The sequence below is a fragment of the Coprobacillus sp. genome, from assembly GCF_984815275.1.
Map to the genome: position 1 here is coordinate 1 of NZ_CFJNYH010000049.1, position 18,405 is coordinate 18,405.

At 31.7% G+C, this 18,405-nt stretch carries 22 protein-coding genes, 2 tRNA genes and 1 pseudogene; 4 read left to right on the forward strand and 21 right to left on the reverse strand.

The features are described from left to right. Positions 1–7: 7 nt before the first annotated feature. The 13 genes from AC5M21_RS13960 to AC5M21_RS14020 form a co-directional block, all read right to left on the reverse strand. A complete protein-coding gene (locus tag AC5M21_RS13960) occupies positions 8–505 on the reverse strand; it encodes a flavodoxin domain-containing protein (RefSeq protein ID WP_017143826.1) in 498 nt (165 codons plus the stop codon). Positions 506–607: 102 nt separating this feature from the next. Continuing rightward, positions 608–886: an HU family DNA-binding protein gene (locus AC5M21_RS13965; RefSeq protein ID WP_008790534.1), complete on the reverse strand. Its 279-nt coding sequence runs from the start codon at positions 884–886 to the stop codon at positions 608–610. Positions 887–1,008: 122 nt separating this feature from the next. Beyond that, a complete protein-coding gene (locus AC5M21_RS13970) occupies positions 1,009–2,028 on the reverse strand; it encodes a threonine aldolase family protein (protein ID WP_029158186.1) in 1,020 nt (339 codons plus the stop codon). Between the two features lie 7 nt (positions 2,029–2,035). Continuing rightward, a complete protein-coding gene (locus AC5M21_RS13975; protein WP_008790537.1) occupies positions 2,036–2,860 on the reverse strand; it encodes a MurR/RpiR family transcriptional regulator in 825 nt (274 codons plus the stop codon). Next, the gene (locus AC5M21_RS13980) at positions 2,847–3,413 is read right to left on the reverse strand and encodes a Fe-S-containing hydro-lyase (RefSeq protein ID WP_008790538.1); all 567 of its coding nucleotides are present in this window, start codon (positions 3,411–3,413) and stop codon (positions 2,847–2,849) included. The genes AC5M21_RS13975 and AC5M21_RS13980 overlap by 14 nt, the downstream gene beginning before the upstream one ends. Continuing rightward, on the reverse strand, positions 3,413–4,255 hold the full coding sequence (locus AC5M21_RS13985; protein ID WP_117598688.1) for a fumarate hydratase: 843 nt from the start codon (positions 4,253–4,255) through the stop codon (positions 3,413–3,415). The genes AC5M21_RS13980 and AC5M21_RS13985 overlap by 1 nt, the downstream gene beginning before the upstream one ends. Positions 4,256–4,318: 63 nt before the next feature. Next, positions 4,319–5,143 (reverse strand): MurR/RpiR family transcriptional regulator, encoded by an 825-nt coding sequence (locus AC5M21_RS13990; protein WP_008790540.1) that lies wholly within the window; start codon positions 5,141–5,143, stop codon positions 4,319–4,321. 8 nt (positions 5,144–5,151) lie between these two features. Beyond that, on the reverse strand, positions 5,152–5,538 hold the full coding sequence (locus tag AC5M21_RS13995; protein WP_017143828.1) for a hypothetical protein: 387 nt from the start codon (positions 5,536–5,538) through the stop codon (positions 5,152–5,154). A 204-nt stretch (positions 5,539–5,742) separates the two neighbouring features. After that, positions 5,743–6,978 (reverse strand): InlB B-repeat-containing protein, encoded by a 1,236-nt coding sequence (locus tag AC5M21_RS14000; protein WP_008790542.1) that lies wholly within the window; start codon positions 6,976–6,978, stop codon positions 5,743–5,745. A gap of 112 nt (positions 6,979–7,090) precedes the next feature. Then, the gene (locus AC5M21_RS14005; RefSeq protein ID WP_008790543.1) at positions 7,091–8,080 is read right to left on the reverse strand and encodes a dipeptidase; all 990 of its coding nucleotides are present in this window, start codon (positions 8,078–8,080) and stop codon (positions 7,091–7,093) included. Positions 8,081–8,092: 12 nt separating this feature from the next. Further along, a complete protein-coding gene (locus AC5M21_RS14010; RefSeq protein ID WP_008790544.1) occupies positions 8,093–8,335 on the reverse strand; it encodes a hypothetical protein in 243 nt (80 codons plus the stop codon). A gap of 13 nt (positions 8,336–8,348) precedes the next feature. Beyond that, positions 8,349–9,200 carry an EamA family transporter gene (locus tag AC5M21_RS14015; protein WP_008790545.1) on the reverse strand — a complete coding sequence of 284 codons (852 nt, stop codon included), beginning with the start codon at positions 9,198–9,200 and terminating at the stop codon, positions 8,349–8,351. Further along, entirely contained in the window at positions 9,187–9,978 is a 792-nt protein-coding gene (locus AC5M21_RS14020; RefSeq protein ID WP_008790546.1) for a Cof-type HAD-IIB family hydrolase, read from the reverse strand. The genes AC5M21_RS14015 and AC5M21_RS14020 overlap by 14 nt, the downstream gene beginning before the upstream one ends. 86 nt (positions 9,979–10,064) lie before the next feature. On the opposite strand from AC5M21_RS14020, the gene AC5M21_RS14025 reads away from it, so the two are divergent. Next, positions 10,065–10,979, forward strand: coding sequence for an alpha/beta fold hydrolase (locus AC5M21_RS14025; protein ID WP_008790547.1), 915 nt, complete (start codon positions 10,065–10,067; stop codon positions 10,977–10,979). A 9-nt stretch (positions 10,980–10,988) separates the two neighbouring features. Here AC5M21_RS14025 and AC5M21_RS14030 read toward each other — a convergent pair whose 3' ends face one another. The 5 genes from AC5M21_RS14030 to AC5M21_RS14050 all read right to left on the reverse strand — a co-directional run bounded on the left by AC5M21_RS14030 (position 10,989) and on the right by AC5M21_RS14050 (position 15,373). After that, the gene (locus AC5M21_RS14030; protein WP_017143829.1) at positions 10,989–11,639 is read right to left on the reverse strand and encodes a putative ABC transporter permease; all 651 of its coding nucleotides are present in this window, start codon (positions 11,637–11,639) and stop codon (positions 10,989–10,991) included. Between the two features lie 70 nt (positions 11,640–11,709). Next, entirely contained in the window at positions 11,710–12,228 is a 519-nt protein-coding gene (gene nrdG, locus AC5M21_RS14035) for an anaerobic ribonucleoside-triphosphate reductase activating protein (protein WP_008788017.1), read from the reverse strand. Then, positions 12,225–14,525, reverse strand: a complete 2,301-nt coding sequence (locus tag AC5M21_RS14040; RefSeq protein ID WP_008788016.1) for an anaerobic ribonucleoside triphosphate reductase — start codon at positions 14,523–14,525, stop codon at positions 12,225–12,227. Before AC5M21_RS14040 ends, nrdG begins: the two co-directional genes overlap by 4 nt. 118 nt (positions 14,526–14,643) lie before the next feature. After that, positions 14,644–14,919 carry an HPr family phosphocarrier protein gene (locus tag AC5M21_RS14045; RefSeq protein ID WP_008788015.1) on the reverse strand — a complete coding sequence of 92 codons (276 nt, stop codon included), beginning with the start codon at positions 14,917–14,919 and terminating at the stop codon, positions 14,644–14,646. An 88-nt stretch (positions 14,920–15,007) separates the two neighbouring features. Continuing rightward, on the reverse strand, positions 15,008–15,373 hold the full coding sequence (locus tag AC5M21_RS14050; protein ID WP_008788014.1) for a hypothetical protein: 366 nt from the start codon (positions 15,371–15,373) through the stop codon (positions 15,008–15,010). Between the two features lie 99 nt (positions 15,374–15,472). Between AC5M21_RS14050 and AC5M21_RS14055 the strand changes: the two genes are divergently transcribed. The 3 genes and pseudogenes from AC5M21_RS14055 to AC5M21_RS14065 all read left to right on the forward strand — a co-directional run bounded on the left by AC5M21_RS14055 (position 15,473) and on the right by AC5M21_RS14065 (position 16,542). Next, positions 15,473–15,548 (forward strand) — tRNA-Glu (locus AC5M21_RS14055). 8 nt (positions 15,549–15,556) lie between these two features. Next, positions 15,557–15,630: transfer RNA gene (locus AC5M21_RS14060), tRNA-Trp, on the forward strand. Positions 15,631–15,867: 237 nt separating this feature from the next. After that, positions 15,868–16,542 (forward strand): annotated as a pseudogene (locus AC5M21_RS14065) (M24 family metallopeptidase). Positions 16,543–16,715: 173 nt separating this feature from the next. Here the strand turns inward: AC5M21_RS14065 and AC5M21_RS14070 are convergent. From AC5M21_RS14070 to AC5M21_RS14080, 3 genes are all read right to left on the reverse strand, one after another. After that, on the reverse strand, positions 16,716–16,910 hold the full coding sequence (locus AC5M21_RS14070; protein WP_008788011.1) for a hypothetical protein: 195 nt from the start codon (positions 16,908–16,910) through the stop codon (positions 16,716–16,718). Next, complete coding sequence (locus AC5M21_RS14075; protein WP_008788010.1) at positions 16,903–18,081, reverse strand: MalY/PatB family protein; 1,179 nt, start codon at positions 18,079–18,081, stop codon at positions 16,903–16,905. Before AC5M21_RS14075 ends, AC5M21_RS14070 begins: the two co-directional genes overlap by 8 nt. Positions 18,082–18,124: 43 nt before the next feature. Then, a partial coding sequence (locus tag AC5M21_RS14080; protein WP_493531514.1) for a DUF3737 family protein occupies positions 18,125–18,405 on the reverse strand: 281 nt, incomplete at its 5' end.

The following is an 18,405-nucleotide window of genomic DNA, read 5'->3' on the forward strand; positions in this document are numbered from 1 at the left end:
TATAAATTTATAATTTTTTTATTTTGTCTGCAAATCTTCTAATTTCTTCATTATTAAAATTTTCAAAAATATCTTTATCTTTTTCTTTATGAATGACAGGCGATCTTTTATTCATAACCTGTAAAATCATCTTTTCAGTTAAAGATAAATCTGGATAATAAAGTGCTCCACCTAACCCAGCAATAACTTTGATATGTTTTAAAATATGATAATCAAAAGCTTGTGTCACATATGTCATAAATTCAGTTTGGAGAATACCAATGACATATAAAGAATATTTTCGAGATATCAACAATTCTTGATTTTTTTGAATAAATAAAACAATATCTGAATCTAAACGTCCATAATAAACTGGCACACCTATAATAATCATATCCGCCTTTTGCAAAATTGGATAATCAAGATTCTCAATATTCATAAGTAAACAGTCATGAAGATATTGGTTAATGACTTTTCCAATTTTTCTTGTCGCTCCATGTTTTGTCTTATATAGTATCACTCGCATCTCCATCATCTCCTAACTATAGTTTACATGAAATTATTCCAATAAGCACGTATTTTTAAAAAACATAAAATAAAAAAGTGCCTAAAAGCACTTCATTAATCATTATTTTTCGTTAACAACATTTTTTAAAGCAGAACTTGCTTTAAAAGCAGGGACTTTAGAAGCAGCAATTTCCATAGTTTCACCAGTTCTTGGGTTACGTCCAGTTCTTGCTTCTCTAGCTCTTACTTCGAAAGTTCCAAATCCTTTTAAAGTAATTTTATCTCCATCTTTTAATCCATCAGTTACAGTTGCAACAAAAGCATTAACTGCAGCTTCTGCTTGAGTTTTTGTTAATCCTGCAGTTGCAGCAATTTTTTCTACTAATTCAGTTTTGTTCATATTATAATCTCCATTCCTATGTAAATTTAGGGGGTTGCCCTATTTAGTATTATAATACAATTTTGCTGATATGTACAGTTAAAACCACGATTTATATAAGAAAAAGAAGACATGTCATCTTCTTACAAAGTTCTTATTAATTCGGCAAATTTCGTTGCTTCTTCAACAGGTGTAGCCCATGAAGTTACAATACGGATTCTTTCTTTTTTTTCATTTATTTTCTTAATATGAGTCACCATAAATTCTTTTTCAATAGCCTGAATAATATTTGAGTCTAGATCAACAAAAATCTGATTTGTAAAGGATGGGACATATAAAGAATAACCTTTTTCTTCAAATGCCTGCTTTATAATCATTGCCATTTCATTTTCATGACGTCCAATGTCTTCATATAAAGAATCCTTAAGCAATGCATAAAATTGCACACCTAGCAATCTTCCTTTAGCAAGCATCGCACCCTTTTGTTTCATTTGAAAACGAAAGTCTTTTTTTAAATTATTATTTATAATGACAAGCGCTTCACCAAACATTGCCCCCATCTTTGTTCCCCCAATATAGAAAGCATCTACATTCGCAGCAATTTCAGCCATATTAGGAGCATCTTCTAAAACCAATGAGCTTCCTAATCTAGCCCCATCTAAGAAAAGATATAGTCCTTTTTCTCTTGTAAAAGCATAAAGCGTTTGCAACTCTTTCAATGTATAATAACTTCCTAATTCAGTTGTTTGAGAAATATAAACCATAACTGGCTGAACCATATGTTCATCAGTATGCTCACTCAAGAGTGCCTGAATCATTTCAACAGTTATTTTACCTTCTTGGTGTGGTTTGGTAATGACTTTATGACCAGTCGCTTCAATAGAACCCGTTTCATGAACGTTAATATGTCCTTCATCACTTGCAATAACAGCCTGATAATCTCTTAAAACATAAGATATAAAAGTCATATTGGTTTGTGTTCCACCAACCAAGAAATGAACATCAGCATTTTGATTTTGTATTCTTTTTAAAATCACTTCTTTTGCTTTTTGACAATAAACATCACATCCATAACCAACTGTTTGTTCACTATTTGTATGAATTAAGGCATCTAATACTAATGGATGAGCCCCTTCACTATAATCATTTAAAAAACTATACATATTCTCCCTACTTTCTATATAATAAACCATATCTAACATAAATCAAATTTAATAAACTTAAAAAATTAATGGTTCCCTGCATTGATGATTCAGTATAATCACTTTCAGTCCCATCAATACAATATGTAAAATCTATCAAATCATTTTGAAATTCTTTATTCATAGTAATCAAAAGGATTTGAGGATTATGTTCATGAATCTTTTCTAATAAAGGAGCCATAAATTGTTTTCTGGCGCGAACTGTAATAATAATGACAAGACTATCTTCATCAATCATATCTAATCTTTGAATTTCATCTCCACGTTCTACAAAAGCATAAACAAATTTTTTTAATTTTAGCATCTTCATTTGGAAATCATTAGAAATAATTTTATTAAACTGATATCCAATCATATGAACCTTTTTAGCATTATAAATCATATGACAAATTTGATCAATACTATGAATATTAATACTTTGATGAACCAACTGCAAAGATGCAATTGTTTCTTGATACATTTTATCAACCAAGTATTGCGGCTGCTTGATAATCTCAGTGTAATCATGGGGATCAACATGAATCTCATCTCTAGCTATTTCAAGTGAGATAGCCATTTCATGTTTAAAACTAGCAAAATTCTTACAGTTTAAATCTTTACAAAAACGTGAAATTGTTGCTGGTGATGTATAACATAAATCAGCCAAATCGTTGATACTAATATCAGGAATTTTCTCAAGATGTGTAAGAATCGTATGAGCGATTGTATAATACATATCTTGTGAAGATGACACATTGACATATGACATCAGAGTATAAAGAATATCAACTTCATTATAATTATGTGTTGCCATCTTGCTTACCTCCTAAATAATTTTTTCTTCCTATTTCATACAAATCATTACCAAATGTATCAATAATAACTGTCAATGGAAAATCTTTAACATATAACTTACGAATAGCCTCTGGACCTAAATCCTCAAAAGCAATAACCTCACACGATTGAATACAACGACTGATATAAGCTCCTGCTCCACCAATTGCACCAAAATAGACACCACCATATTCTTTCATTGCCTCTTTGACAGCCTGATTGCGATAACCTTTTCCAATCATACCACGCAATCCCATTGACAACATTGTGGGGGTATATGCATCCATTCGTCCAGATGTTGTAGGACCTCCACTGCCAAATATCGAACCAGGCCTTGCTGGAGTTGGTCCAACATAATAGATTATTTGATCTTGGACATCAAAAGGTAATTCTATACCTTCTTCAATAAACTCAATCATACGCTTATGTGCAGCATCTCTTCCAGTGTATAAGACTCCTGTTAATAAAATCTGATCCCCAGCTTTTAAATCCAGAGCCATTTCTTTTGTAAAGGGTGTTGATAATCGTTTCATCAAAGAACAACCTCCTTATGTCTTGCCACATGACAGCAAATACTCACAGCTACAGGCAGCCCAGCAATGTGCGTTGGATAAGTCTCAATATTGAGAGATAACGCTGTTGTACGCCCTCCATATCCAGCTGGACCAATACCAGTTTGATTAATTTTTTCTAGCAATTCCTTTTCCAATGCTTGATAACGAGGATCCTGGTGATGACTGCCAACAGTTCTTAACATAGCCTTTTTAGCCAGCACTGTGACATAATCAAACGATCCTCCAATTCCCACACCTATAACCATAGGTGGGCAGGCATTAGGACCAGCATCGTAGACAACTTTCATGACGAAATCTTTAACGCCTTGTACACCATCACTTGGTTTCAACATTTTGATTTGACTCATATTTTCACTTCCAAAACCTTTTGGCGCAACAGTGATTTTTAGACAATCCCCCACAACAACATCATAATGGATAATGGCTGGAGTGTTATCCTTTGTATTCATTCGTTCAAACATCGGATCATCAACAACGCTTTTACGTAAATACCCTAACTGATATCCTTGACGTACACCTTCATGAATAGCCTCAGAAAGCGAGCCCTGAACATGAACATCCTGCCCCATCTCCACAAATACACAAGCCATACCTGTGTCTTGGCATATGGGCGCATTTGTATCTTGGGCAATATCTGCATTCTCATTTAATACTTCTAATGTCAGGCGAGAAAGACTTGAATCTTCTTGTACATATGCTTCTTTTAAAGCCTGTCTCACATCACAAGGAAGGACTGAATTGGCTTCTATACATAATTGTTTGACTGCTTCAATAATTGTTTCTTGATTAATTTCTCTCATTTTCTCTCCCTCTTTGTTAGGTCTATTATATATAATTTTATATCCAAGAACAAGAAAAAAGAATTAAAGGATATGCCCCTTTAATTCTTGTATTGATGGATAATATAAAGAATAGTAACGAAGTGACATCAATTCGACAGCAGTCAACAAGCTATGTTTACCCGTTTTACGATTCTTTGATTGTCCCAATAGAATTGTATGATCAATAGGAATCTTAATATCCAACTCAGGATTACATGTCATCAAGACAACTTTACATCCCGACTTTTTAAGATATTGTAAGATTTTAAAACCACTGCCTGTAAAATACCCATTTACAGTCATAATAATTGCCACGCTATCTTTTGTTAATTCCTTAGCACAATCTAACTGACGTGATGAATCCATATATGCCATAGTAAATTTCTCTAACATCAATAAATCAGTTTGAAAATGTAGAGCCGCACTTTGAGAAAATTGTGTTCCAAAAAAGGCCACCGAATCACAATCATGGATTAACTTTAAAGTTGCATCAATTTCTTTCCAATCTAATATTCTTGGTAAATCTGAAATATAGGCAATCACTTGATTGACATATTCCTGAGTTGCAATTTCTGGATTGGATTTCATTGTTTCTAATGGAATATTTATTAAATTATTAAATTTCTTATCATCAGAATGAAATGTATAGCACTCTTGTTTCAGATGTGCAAAATTCTCATAACCAAGAGCTCGACAAAAACGTGAAATTGTTGCTGGTGATACAAAACATTCACTTGCAAGTTCGCTAATACGCATATCAGCAATACGATAAAAATTATTTGCCATAAACCAGGCAATATTATAGTTTGTATCATTCTCCTGTGCTGTATCTAAAAAGATAATTAATCTATAGAATAAATTTTTCATAATTCCTCCTACTGTCTCTTATATTCTCCATTGAGGTCCGTTTCTAAATAACTTATCCCTCCCGATTCTTCTACTATAACACTATCACCTTTTAATGTAAAAAGCAAAGTATAACCATCCTCAGTTGTATCACAAATTGCTTTTTTCTTATCATCTTGTATATATCGTGTGAATTCACCAAATCCTATTTCTCCAAGTTCCATATTGAACTCAAAACCATTGGGAACCTCTTCATCATACATAATAATAAGTGTAACATCACCACGTTGATAAGTGCCTACCCATCCAATATCATCCTCTTTGTCCTTCGGCTCATCTACATAAGAGCTAGGCTTCTGTTGTGAACCACATCCCATTAACATAAAACATAAACATATCATCATTATTTTTTTCATAATTTATTCCTCTCATAATACTATAACGCATATTTTCCTATAAATCACATATTTTTTTACATTTCTTGCGAATTTCGCCCACATAATTGTTTTATACTTACCATGTAGTCAAAAAGATTATTTGTTTTCCCTTCAAATAAAGACTACTTCATGATATCCTTTCCCAAACTGATATCAAATAAAAAGCAGATAAGGACTCCCACCTTATCTGCTTTCTTTTTTCTTTAATGCCTTTGCAACAATTATTCCACCAAATGCACTTAAACACAAGAGTGATAAAATTAAAAGAGGTGTTTCATCAGATGTTTGAACCTCAAATAAACTTACAGGGGGAACCTTTGGTTCTTCAATCTTTACTATTGGTTCCTGCTTTTTCCAAACTGCATACAAAGTGATATCATGTGTTGTCACAGTGATATTTTGTCCCTCCTGATAAGTTATTCCGCTTCCATCAGGTGCAGTATTCCAACCCACAAATTCATAATTTTTACGTTCCAAAGAACCTTTTCCTAAAACCACTGCCTTTGCTTTCGTCTCATAACCCTGCTGATCTAAAATCCAAAGATTCTGACCACCATTCGCATGATAATGAATTTTAAATGTGTTTTTTACAAAACCAATATATGCATTTTGAGTTCGTGAATCCGTTGATAAAGGTGTTATCATTTTTCCATCAGTTACTTCAAATGAATTGCCTAACTCTTCATCTTTCATACATTTTGTTAAATGAAGACCATTCTGCTCTTCTACTTCAAGATATCCTTGTGATATCTCTTTTTGATTAACAAATTGATAATATCCATCTTTTGAAGTAGAAGTGGTAGCAATTAAATTTTCATTTTGCCACAAATTAACTTTCACTCCAGCCATAGGAATATCATTATCATCCATAATACCAGTTCGATTTAAATCTTGAAAAACATATCCCTGATACATAATAGGCATAAATTCGAGATGAATATGTAAAACTGATAATGATGCATTCTGAGACAACTCATTTAATAAATATTGAAAAGATAATGTCGTCTGTTGTAAAGATGAGATACGTTGTTTTTTTATAAAATCATTAAACTGTTGATAAGTTTCAGATTGTATATCCAAATATTGAGATATCTGATATTTTTGAGAAGCTGATATGAAATCTCTTTCATCTTGAAACCCAAAAGAAAGACATGTATTCAATTCATCTGGAATTTCTAATTTGACTTGAGTAAGTTGTAAATCATATGGGAATTCATTACGTATTGTCACATCTCTATGTATGACTTCTTGAGAAAGCAATGATGATAATTGGATATCTATATCTAAAGATAGTGATTGATTATCATCTAAAGTATTTTGGTCAATTGTAAAAGTATCATTATTTTTTGATGTTGTTGCTGAAACATTTTGAGTGAATAGACATAAAATGATTAAAAATAAGCTCACATACTTTTTCATAATAAATTCTCCTTTACACCTTATATGTTCTCCTACTTTTCATTATTTATACCTTTTCACTTTTTTCATAAAAAAAAGAACCATCACCAAGGTGATAATTCTTGATTTTTGTTTATAAAAGAACATTTTTGTAAACTCTTAGCACATTTTTATAGAAAATCTTTTCAATATCATCCTCATGAAATCCAGCATTCTGCAGCGCTTGATATAACATTGGCATATAAGAAGCATCTTTTATTTCAAGATTTTGTGGAATACCATCAAAATCACTTCCTAATCCAATACAGTCAATTCCAGCCAGATCACGAATATATATAATATGTTTCACCATTGATGATATTTTAGATAAAGCATCTTGCTGATCATTTTCATCTAAAAAATCAGCCGCAAAATTAATCCCCATAACACCACCACGTTGCGCCAATTTGACAATCATATCATCACTGAGATTACGAGCATGATCACAAACACCTCTTGCATTTGAATGGGAAGCAACAAAAGGTTGTGTTGTATATTCAAGAACGTCATAAAATCCAGCATCAGATAAATGGGAAACATCAATAATAATACCAAGCCTTTCACATTCTTGAACATATTGAATTCCAAAACTTGTTAATCCATTTTTTTCATCACAAGTATGATAGCCATGTGTCTCTCCTTGGATATCAAAATTTGGATAGCCGATTCCATTGGCAAAATTCCAATTCAATGTAATCATACGTACCCCCAGGCGGTAATAATTTCTTAGATAAGCCAAATCATTATGAACAACTGCGCCTTCTTCTAATGTTAATATTGCACTCATTTTTTGAGATCTCGCATTTTTTTCAATATCATCATAAGTATAAGCAATTTGAATCATATCTTGATTTTTCTCTAATTCTAAATAAAAAGTATCGATAAGATGTTGAACATGCTGGAATGGATCACCATCTTTTTTCAAATGAGTAAACATAGCGAAATTTTGCAGTAAATAATCACCTTTTTTCATTTTATTCAAACTGATATTCAAATGATTATCACGAAGCTCTACATTCTCTCCAGCTTTTTGTAAACGATTTATTTCATAGATTGTATCACAATGCATATCTATAACTTTCATATTTGATTCTCCTTAAAAATAGATTTCAGTCTCTTGATACTTTTTTGTTAATGATTGTGTTTCTTTTAACCATGTGATTGCTTGATCTAATTCATCACTTTCTAAATCTTCAAGAATATGAAAGTGAGATAATTGACAGATATCATATATACTTTGCCATAAATCATCAAAATTTTGACTTTCTATATCTGCCTGTTCACTTATTTCATAAGCATACATGGCATGTCCTATTTGAATTGCTTCTTCTTTTGTCATTTTCTTTTCTCCTTTATGCAATCAATAATAAAAGTGTTGATGCGACTATACATATCAATCCAAAGATTGTCTTGATATTTTGTTTTTCATGTAAAACAAATGATGCAAATAAAATGGAAACGACTATACTTAATTTATCAATCGGAACGACTATACTTGCTGGCCCATCTTTTAAAGCTGCAAAATAACATAACCATGACATTCCTGTCGCTATAGCTGAAAAGACAATAGCACCAACTTGTCTTTTCTTTAACTGCTTAAGTGGTTGATAGCTTTTTGTGACTCCCACAACTAGCCATGCCATGATGACAACAACGATAGTTCTTATTGCTGTCACTGTTTGACTATCAACATTTTGAATACCAATTTTGGCAAGAATTGAAGTGAATGAAGCAAATATAGCTGAAGTTATTGCATATATTAACCATTTTGAGTCCTTATTGTCAACATAATGTGTTCTTTTCTGCATAAGATAGGTTCCCAGAAACATAATCAAAATACAAACAATTTTTAACCATGTAATAGCTTCATGAAAAATAATAAAAGCAAAAATCATCGTTAAGAATGTACTTAATTTATCAATCGGAACAACTTGAGAAACATCACCTAAAGATAATGCCCGATAATAACATAACCAACTCATCCCAGTCGCTATTCCTGAAAGAATAATAAAAAACAAATGATAAGGCGTTAACCCTGCTAACGAACTTCCAGTGATAAAATACATCAACCATGTAAATAATAAAACAACAGTCGTTCGTAAAGCAGTCACATAATGAGATGATAAATCTTCTAATCCTATTTTAGAAAGTATAGATGTGAGACCAGCAAAAAAAGCTGAGAGAAAAGCATTAATAATCCACATAAAATGAATCAAACAACCCTAAATGCAAACATGCTTTATATATTCCATCATCATCTATTGAAGTCGTTACATATGTGGCAATTTCTTTGAGTAGAGGATTTCCCTGTCCCATTGCAACAGAAATATAGGCATGTTTAAACATTTCTACATCATTTAAAGAATCACCAAAAGCTATATATTGGTGTAAATGATATTGTTTTAATAGATATTCAATACCGGTTGCTTTACTCACATCAGCAATTGTTAAATCAGCATATGTTGATTCACCTGGCAAAACATTAATACCAGGAATTTCAAGAAATGGAGCATAGTTATATCCTCTTGGTCCATAAACAATCATGGCTTCGACACATTGCCCATCATATGTTCCTACCGGAGGAATGACACTCTTAAAAAATCTTTGAGACTTTAAAACATATTCATCTGGTTCCTTAGAAATGACTCTTGTCTTTGATTTTAAAACAACTGCATAATTTAATTGTTTAGCAATTTCTAATGTTTGTAGGACTGCTGATTCTTCCATACTTACCTGAAATAATATATTCCCATCAGCATCTAAAATTGTTTGCCCATTATTACAAACATAACCATCCCATTTTAACATTTCCATAAGCCCCGTCTTCATAAGAGAATCAACCCCTCTTCCTGAAGAAATAATTAATTTATAGCCTGATTCTTTTAAAATATGTAATGATTTTAAAGTAGAATCACTGACTTGATGATTGACATTATCACGCAATGTTCCATCAACATCAAAACACAACATTGGCTTTTCCATTTTTTCACTTCCTTTTGTTGTTATTATACTAGAAATGACATGATTTTCCCACTCTTTTCATGTATAATAACAATGAGGTGTCGAATATGAAAGAACATTTAACTATTAAATCTCATTTTGATCAATTACCTTTAGATGTAATTGTTATGAGTCCATCACATCCTCATGGGATTATTCAATTTTCACATGGTATGTGTGAACATAAAGAAAGATATTTTGATTTTATGGAATATCTTTGTCAACAAGGGTATGTCTGCATTATTCATGATCATCGAGGACATGGAAAAAGTATTTATCAACAGAATGATTTAGGATATTTTTATGACAATGGTCATATTGGTATTGTTGAAGATGTTCATCAATTAACCTGCTGGATAAAAGCACAATATCCTGAACTTCCTTGTTACTTATTTGGTCACAGTATGGGGTCTTTGATTGTCAGATGTTACTGTCAAAAATATGACTATGATATTGATGGGCTTTTTGTATGTGGAAGTCCAAGCCATAATGCTGCTGCTAATTTTGGAATTTGTCTTTCACGTATTATTGGACGTTTAAAAAATGATCATTATCGTCCACAAATGATTCAAAAGATAGGTTTTGACACTTTTAATAAAAAGTTTGATAAGACGCTTCCTAACAGTTGGATATGTAGCAATCAAGATGTTGTCAAAGCATATAATCAAAATCCACTATGTCGCTTTATCTTTACAACCAATGGTTTTGAATCACTCTTTCGGCTTATGAAAAGAACTTATTCTCTGCAAAATTGGCTTATGAAAAAGCCTCAATTACCAATTGTATTTATTGCAGGAAGTGATGATCCCTGTATAATTAATGAACATCAATTCAACAAAGCTGTTAATTTTATGAAAGAAATTGGTTATCAAAATGTATCATCACATTTATTTCCTAACATGCGTCATGAAATTTTAAATGAAATCAATAATCAAACTGTTTATCAGTATGTTTTAGATATATTAAAATCTTGGAGCAAATAACTCCAAGATTTATTTTTTTGGTAAAATATTCTGATAGCGTTTGGCAATATAATCATCTGGAAATTGTTCATCTAAATATTCGCTCACAAATGATTGAGGAGGAATATGCTGTTGGCGTTGATAAGCACGAATAAGTGCGAGTCCTGATATAGCAATATTATAAGCCATAAAAACAGATAAAACCCAAGTTAACTGTTTTCCCCATCGCACTGGTAATTCTTCAATCCTACGTGATAAAAAAGGATAAATATTTTGAATCCAGATAACTGCAATGAGTCCCCAAAAGAAACAAAAAAGCAGATTAATACGGCCATCTACATTAAATGGAATATCACTATAATCCCAAAAGCGAACACCAAACAATCCCTCAGCTATTAAACTACACGCATATTCATAAATACCTCCAGCTAAACTTCCTACAATAAATACTGAAAGATCACGTTGTCCTTCCATTTTATGCAATAACATCGTTAGAAGAACACACCCCAATCCCCAAACAATTGAAAACTGCCCATAAATCAAGCTGCTACGACTCATGAGTTTTCCCATAGTTAAATAACAAAAAACAATTTCTATAATTGCCCCTAAAAATGAACAAATAAAAAATATCCAGATTAATTTATAAATGTTATATCCCTTTGCAAAAGATTTCATATTCATAAGCTTTCCCTCACTTTTTGACATACTATACCATTATTATACAATATATGCAAATAAGAAAAGAACTTGTCTAAAAGACAAATTCTCCATATTCGTTTATCTCCTGTTCAATCACCATATGAGTCTTTAAAGAAGCCTGAATATCAATGATTCTTTGATTTGATGAACCTTTATATAATAATTCCATGCTTTTTAAAGACAAAATAAATTTTCCATCAACCAAAGTATCACAGAGTGATAAAAGTTTTTTCTCTTCATCACCTAATTCTAATATTTCTTCAAAAGTATAACCACTATAAATCATGACATGTAAATGCCTTTTCTTAACCTTCTGTACAAAATGAATAAGTGCCGTTGCCTGTAAAAAAGGTTCTCCACCAGATAGAGTCACACCATCCAGCAATGGATTCTGATCAATTTCTAACAGACATTGCTCTGTATCTTCAATATATCCACCATCTATAGCATGACTATCAGGATTATGACAACCAGGACAGTGATGCAAACACCCTTGTGTGAATATGACATATCTTAGACCAGGCCCATCAACAATAGAATCATTGACTGTGCCATACAATCTTATTTTCATTGATGAATACCATGTTTCACACGGTCAGCTTCTTCAGCCTTTTTACCGTCATTAAAACGATCAAGAGTACCCACCAAATATCCAGTAATACGACGAATTCTTTCAAAACCATCATGTTCTGATTCAGTGCGCCCACATTTCGGACAAACATCATCTATAATTCCATTGTATCCACAAACAGGATCTCTATCAACTGGATGATTAATGGCTCCATAACCAATATGCGCATCGTGCATTGCACGTACTACTTTTTCAAAAGCTGTTAAATTCTTTGTAGGATCTCCATCCATTTCAATATAACTAATATGTCCACCATTTGTTAAGGTATGATAAGGTCCTTCAATCCTAATTTTATCATATGCACTGATTGGATAATAAACTGGAACATGAAAACTATTGGTGTAGTATTCACGATCCGTAACACCTTCCATTTTCCCATATATCTTTCTGTCTAACTTAACAAAACGCCCCGACAGTCCCTCTGCTGGCGTTGCAATGAGTGAAAAATTGAGTTGATATTTTTGAGAAGCTTCATCCATACGTTTACGCATATGAGCGATGATTTGCAACCCTAAAACTTGCGCTTTTTCATTTTCACCATGATGATAACCAATCAAAGCTTTTAATGCCTCAGCAAGTCCAATAAACCCTACTGTCAATGTTCCATGTTTTAAAACTTCTCTGACTTCATCTGTTGATTTTAGTTTTTCTGAATCTATCCATACACCTTGTCCCATTAAAAATGGATAATTCATAACTCTGCGTTTACATTGAATTTCAAATCTTTCTAGCAACTGAGCAATACATAAATCAATCATTTTATCTAATTTTTCAAAGAACTCATCAACATCACCTTTAGACTTAATTGCTAAACGTGGTAGATTAAGAGATGTAAAACTCAAGTTTCCACGTCCTGGTGCAATTTCCTTCGTTGGGTCATAAATATTCCCCATAACTCTTGTTCGACATCCCATATAGGCAACTTCAGTTTCTGGTGTTCCTTTATAATATTGTAAATTAAATGGCGAATCTATAAAAGAGAAATTTGGGAATAAACGTTTAGCAGAAACACGGCATGCTAATTTGAACAAATCATAATTTGGCTCACCATTATTATAATTGATTCCTTCTTTGACTCTAAAGATTTGAATAGGAAATATTGGTGTTTCTCCACCACCTAAGCCAGCTTCTGTTGCCAATAACACATTGCGAATAGCCATTCTCCCTTCAGGAGATGTATCCATTCCATAATTAATCGAACTAAATGGAACTTGTGCACCCGCTCTTGAATTCATTGTATTCAAATTATGAATTAATGCTTCCATAGCTTGATATGTTTCTTTATCTGTTTCTTGATATGTCTCTTCACAAGTAAAGTTTTGAATCTTCTCAATTATTTGTTGACTAAAACCATATTGCAAAAGAATTTCTTTTTCAGCCAATAAATATCCATTATCCTCTAATGTAGGAAAAACATGAAGTGATTTTACTTTTTGTAATACCTCATTTACATTCATATCTGTTAATAATTCAAGAGCTTTTTTCAAATTTTTATAATACCATTTTTTATATGAACGTCTTACGCCTTCAGCCATACCATAATCAAAGTTCACAATTGCTTGTCCACCATGCTGATCATTCTGGTTAGATTGAATAGCAATACATGTTAATGCTGAATATGTTGTTATACTATTTGGTTCTCGTAAAACACCATGTCCAGTTGAAAATCCGTTTTTAAACAATTTTATGATATCTATTTGTGTGCATGTTGTTGTGAGAGTTAAGAAGTCCATATCATGAATATGAATATCACCAGATTTATGTGCAGCACTATGCAATGGATTTAAAACAAACATTTCATTAAATTGTTTGGCTGCTTCAGCTCCATACTTTAACATTGTACCCATTGGTGCATCAGCATTGACGTTAGCATTCTCACGTTTTAAATCGCTATCCTTAGCATCTTGAAAAGTAATTTCTTCCATTGTTTTCATTAAACGAGATTTACGATCTCGTGAACGAGTACGTTCTGCACGATACAAAATATAAGCTTTTGCAATTCTGACATATCCCTTTGATATCAATGTCTCTTCTACAGTATCTTGTACCAATTCAACAGTTGGAAGTTCACTATGTCTTGCTTCTAATTTTTCTTCCACCTCTTGTGCAACTGCAATAGCTGTATCTAGATCATATTTAGCTTCTGTTGCTTGAAAGGCTTTATAAATAGCTCCAGCAATCTTATTGACGTCAAACTGGTCCATTCGACCATCTCTTTTTCTTATATATTTTATCATATGCAACCTCCTTACATTATTTTTAGTATCTCATACCTCTTTATTTTTCTCAATTCATATGATGAATAGGTCACGTTTTTTTATAAGAAAAGGATATCTTTCGATATCCCCTCCATTATTATTCAATTGTTGAAATTCCCAGTTCATTAATTTTAGCTTTAATTTCCTCTATAGCCTGCTTCTCATCTCCACCATCTGCAATAATTTCTAATTGCGCTTTTGTAGGGATTCCTAAAGATAAAACTCCCATCATACTTTTCAAATTGACTTCTTTGTTTCCATAACGTAAAGAAACATCACTATGAAATTGTTTGACTGCATTAACAAGTTCTGTGGTAGGAGTAGCATAGAGTCCAACTGGGTCTGTTACTATGAATTTTAAATTTTGAGCCATATATGATTCCTCCCTTACTTTCTTAAGACCATTATACCACAATCATATTCAAGAGGACAAAGAAACAGACTTGAAAATTTAAAATATTTTATTTTTTTCTTCTTAATGAACGCTTAGAAGCGTTAAGACCTTCTTCTTGTTCATGAAAGTCCATAAATCCACCCATATCATAAACTTCATAACCCTTTTTATAAATCTTCTTATATGCCCTTTCACTAATTGCAGGATTAATAGCATAGACACAATAAATACAATCTTCTTCAGGATAATAATCCTCAAAATGGTCCATGATTCTTAATGGTAAACATTCAGCACCAGCAATGTGTAAATTATCAAAATCCTTTACTTCATCAGCACAAATAATAACATACTTATCAGGATTCTTCACATATCGACGATATCCTTCATTAATATCCAATTTCTTTATTTCTATTTTTTTACCAAATCCAAACATAATATTTCCTCCAATACTTTTATATAATATCATTTATTCATCATTTTTACTATTGCTTTTGTTTTTTTTATATGATATTATATTGTGGCAACAGAAATTGGCCTGTTGGAGAAACGGTTAACTCACATGCCTTTCACGCATGCATTCACGGGTTCGAATCCCGTACAGGTCACCATATTTTGTAGGGGTGTGGTTCAATGGTAGAGCATCGGTCTCCAAAACCGTGGACGCGGGTTCGATTCCTGCCACCCCTGCCATGAGAAAGTTAGAGCAAATCATTGCTCTTTTTTTGTCTAAAGTTAATCATATACAACCAAAAGTCATCTTTTTGTGATGAGTCATTTTGGCCAACATACCATTTTGATAACTCTTTATACTAACTAAAAATTATTTTCTATAAATTCAATATATTCTTTTTGCTATAAAAAAATAATTACTATGATATAATTATTTCAAAACATAAAAATGGGAGAGATATAATGAATAATTTAACTATGCAAAATTTAAATAGAAAAACAATGCAATATCTCATAAACAATATTTCTGTTGGTATGAGTTTAAAAGAAATCAAAGATATGTGTGAAAAATATATGCTTGAAAATGGTGCGGACTCTTTTTGGTATTGGAATGTTGGAGCATTAATATTTTCTGGTGATGAAACAACAATGTCCATTTCTGGAAAAAGATATAAAGTTGCAAATAGAATAATTACTAATAATGATATTATCACTATTGATTTAAGCCCACAAAACAATAAATATTGGGGTGACTTTGCAAGAACTATTATTATTGAAAATAGCAAAGTTATTAATGATATCAATAATATTCAAAATCAAGAGTGGAAAAATGGATTGTTAATGGAAAAATATCTTCATGAAAGGTTAATATAGATTGTAACAGATGATATGACTTTTGAAGAACTCTATTATATTATGAATGATATCATCAAGAAGAAAGGATTTGTAAATTTAGACTTCCTTGGTAATTTGGGTCACTCAATTGTAAAAAATCAAGAAGAAAGAATTTACATTGAAAAAGGTAATCAAACACAATTATCAAAGGTAAACATGTTTACCTTTGAACCTCACATTAGTATGCCGAACTCAAAATATGGATATAAAAGAGAAGATATTTATTATTTTAAAGAAAATAAATTAATCAAACTTTAAAATTTCAATCACAGTTTAGTGATTGTTTTTTTATTTAGCAATTATTGGATTCTTTTCTAGTTTATTAAGCCTCTCAATCAACAATTTTTGATTATTGAACTGATTTTACATTCATTTATAATTTGTAAATCTAACTAATTATCTACAAGATTTGATATCGATAAAATCATCTATCAAATTTTCATGAGAGCTTTTAAAACTGTTAACTCACTAGATGTTAATTGAAAACCTTGATCACTTGATTTTATAAAATGATCAGTTTGAAAATAATATTGTTTGATTATCTCCTCAGTTGTTTTGTTATAAAGCTTTTCCATATTCATAACATCTTCAAATTCATGTAATCTCTCTAATTTCTTTTTATTCATAATTTTCACTTCCTTTTTTATAATTTCCAATACCTTGCCTTAATCTCTTTAAGCCATCATTTAAGCGTTCTTGAGGGCAAGCAATATTCATACGTATAAAACTTTTTGCATTCTTTCCATATTCTTCACCAGAGGATAAATACAATCCAGTTGTACTTCTTATAAATTCAACTAACTCTAAACTGTTTTTACATACATGTGAACAATCAATCCATAAAAGATAAGTTGCCTCACTAGGAGTAACATGTAATTCGGGTAAATATGTCTTTATATAAGCATGAGCCATTTGCTTATTACTTTCAATATAACTTTTCAATTCCTCAAGCCACTTTCCACCTTTTTCAAAAGCCGTTATTGATGCTGTTATAGCAAAACTATTGGGTTCAGCAACTTCATCAGTGTTGATAGCACGATTGACCTTATGACGCAAAATAGCATTGGGTACAACAATACATGATGTTTGCAAACCAGCCAAATTAAATGTTTTTGTTGGTGCAATACAAGTAATACTGTTCATGAGATTTGTTTGAGAAACGCTTGCAAAAGGAACATACTCTTTCCCTGGTGTAACAATATCACAATGAATTTCATCAGAAACAACCACAACATGATATTGAGCAGCTAAATCACCAATTCGCTGTAATGTTTCTTGACTCCATATTTTTCCAATTGGATTATGAGGATTACATAAAATCATTAAGGTTGTTTGTGGCATAGCAAGTTTTTTTTCTAAATCATCAAAATCAATATTATATTCATATCCATCATAAACAAGATCACTTGATAATACACAACGCCCATTATTAAGAATTGAATTGTAGAATATATTATAAACTGGTGATTGAATGAGAACATTCTCACCAACAGTTGTTAATTTTCTCACAATTGAAGATATAGCTGGTACAACTCCAGTACAAAACATCATCCATTCTTTTTCCATATTATACTGATGTCTTGTTTGCCACCAGTATTGAATACTTTGAAAATATTCATCAGGAACAATATTATATCCAAAAATTTTATGACTCACTCTTTTTTCGATTGCTTCAACTATTTCAGGAGCTGTTTCAAAATCCATATCAGCAACCCACATAGGTAATTCATGCTTGGCAACATCCCATTTCAATGAATCTGTTTCTTTCCTATTTGTTAGTTTTGAAAAATTATACATATGAATCCTCCTTAAATTCTTTCGGCTATATTATCAACCATATTTAACAGTTTACATAATCACATTGATATGAGTCTCCAACAATTGGATTTGTAATCATAATTTTTGTATCTTGGGGATTAATTTTTGTTTCATCTAAAATAATTTCACCAATACTATGAGCTCTTATTACTCCAGATATAGGATTGGTTATACTATCAATATGCGAGACAATATCCGCATCAATATTTGAACAATACTCAAATGCCAAAGATGTATTGATTAACTTACAATTCACCATTTTCACATTATCCATATAACATAACCCTTGCAGACTTTCAATTG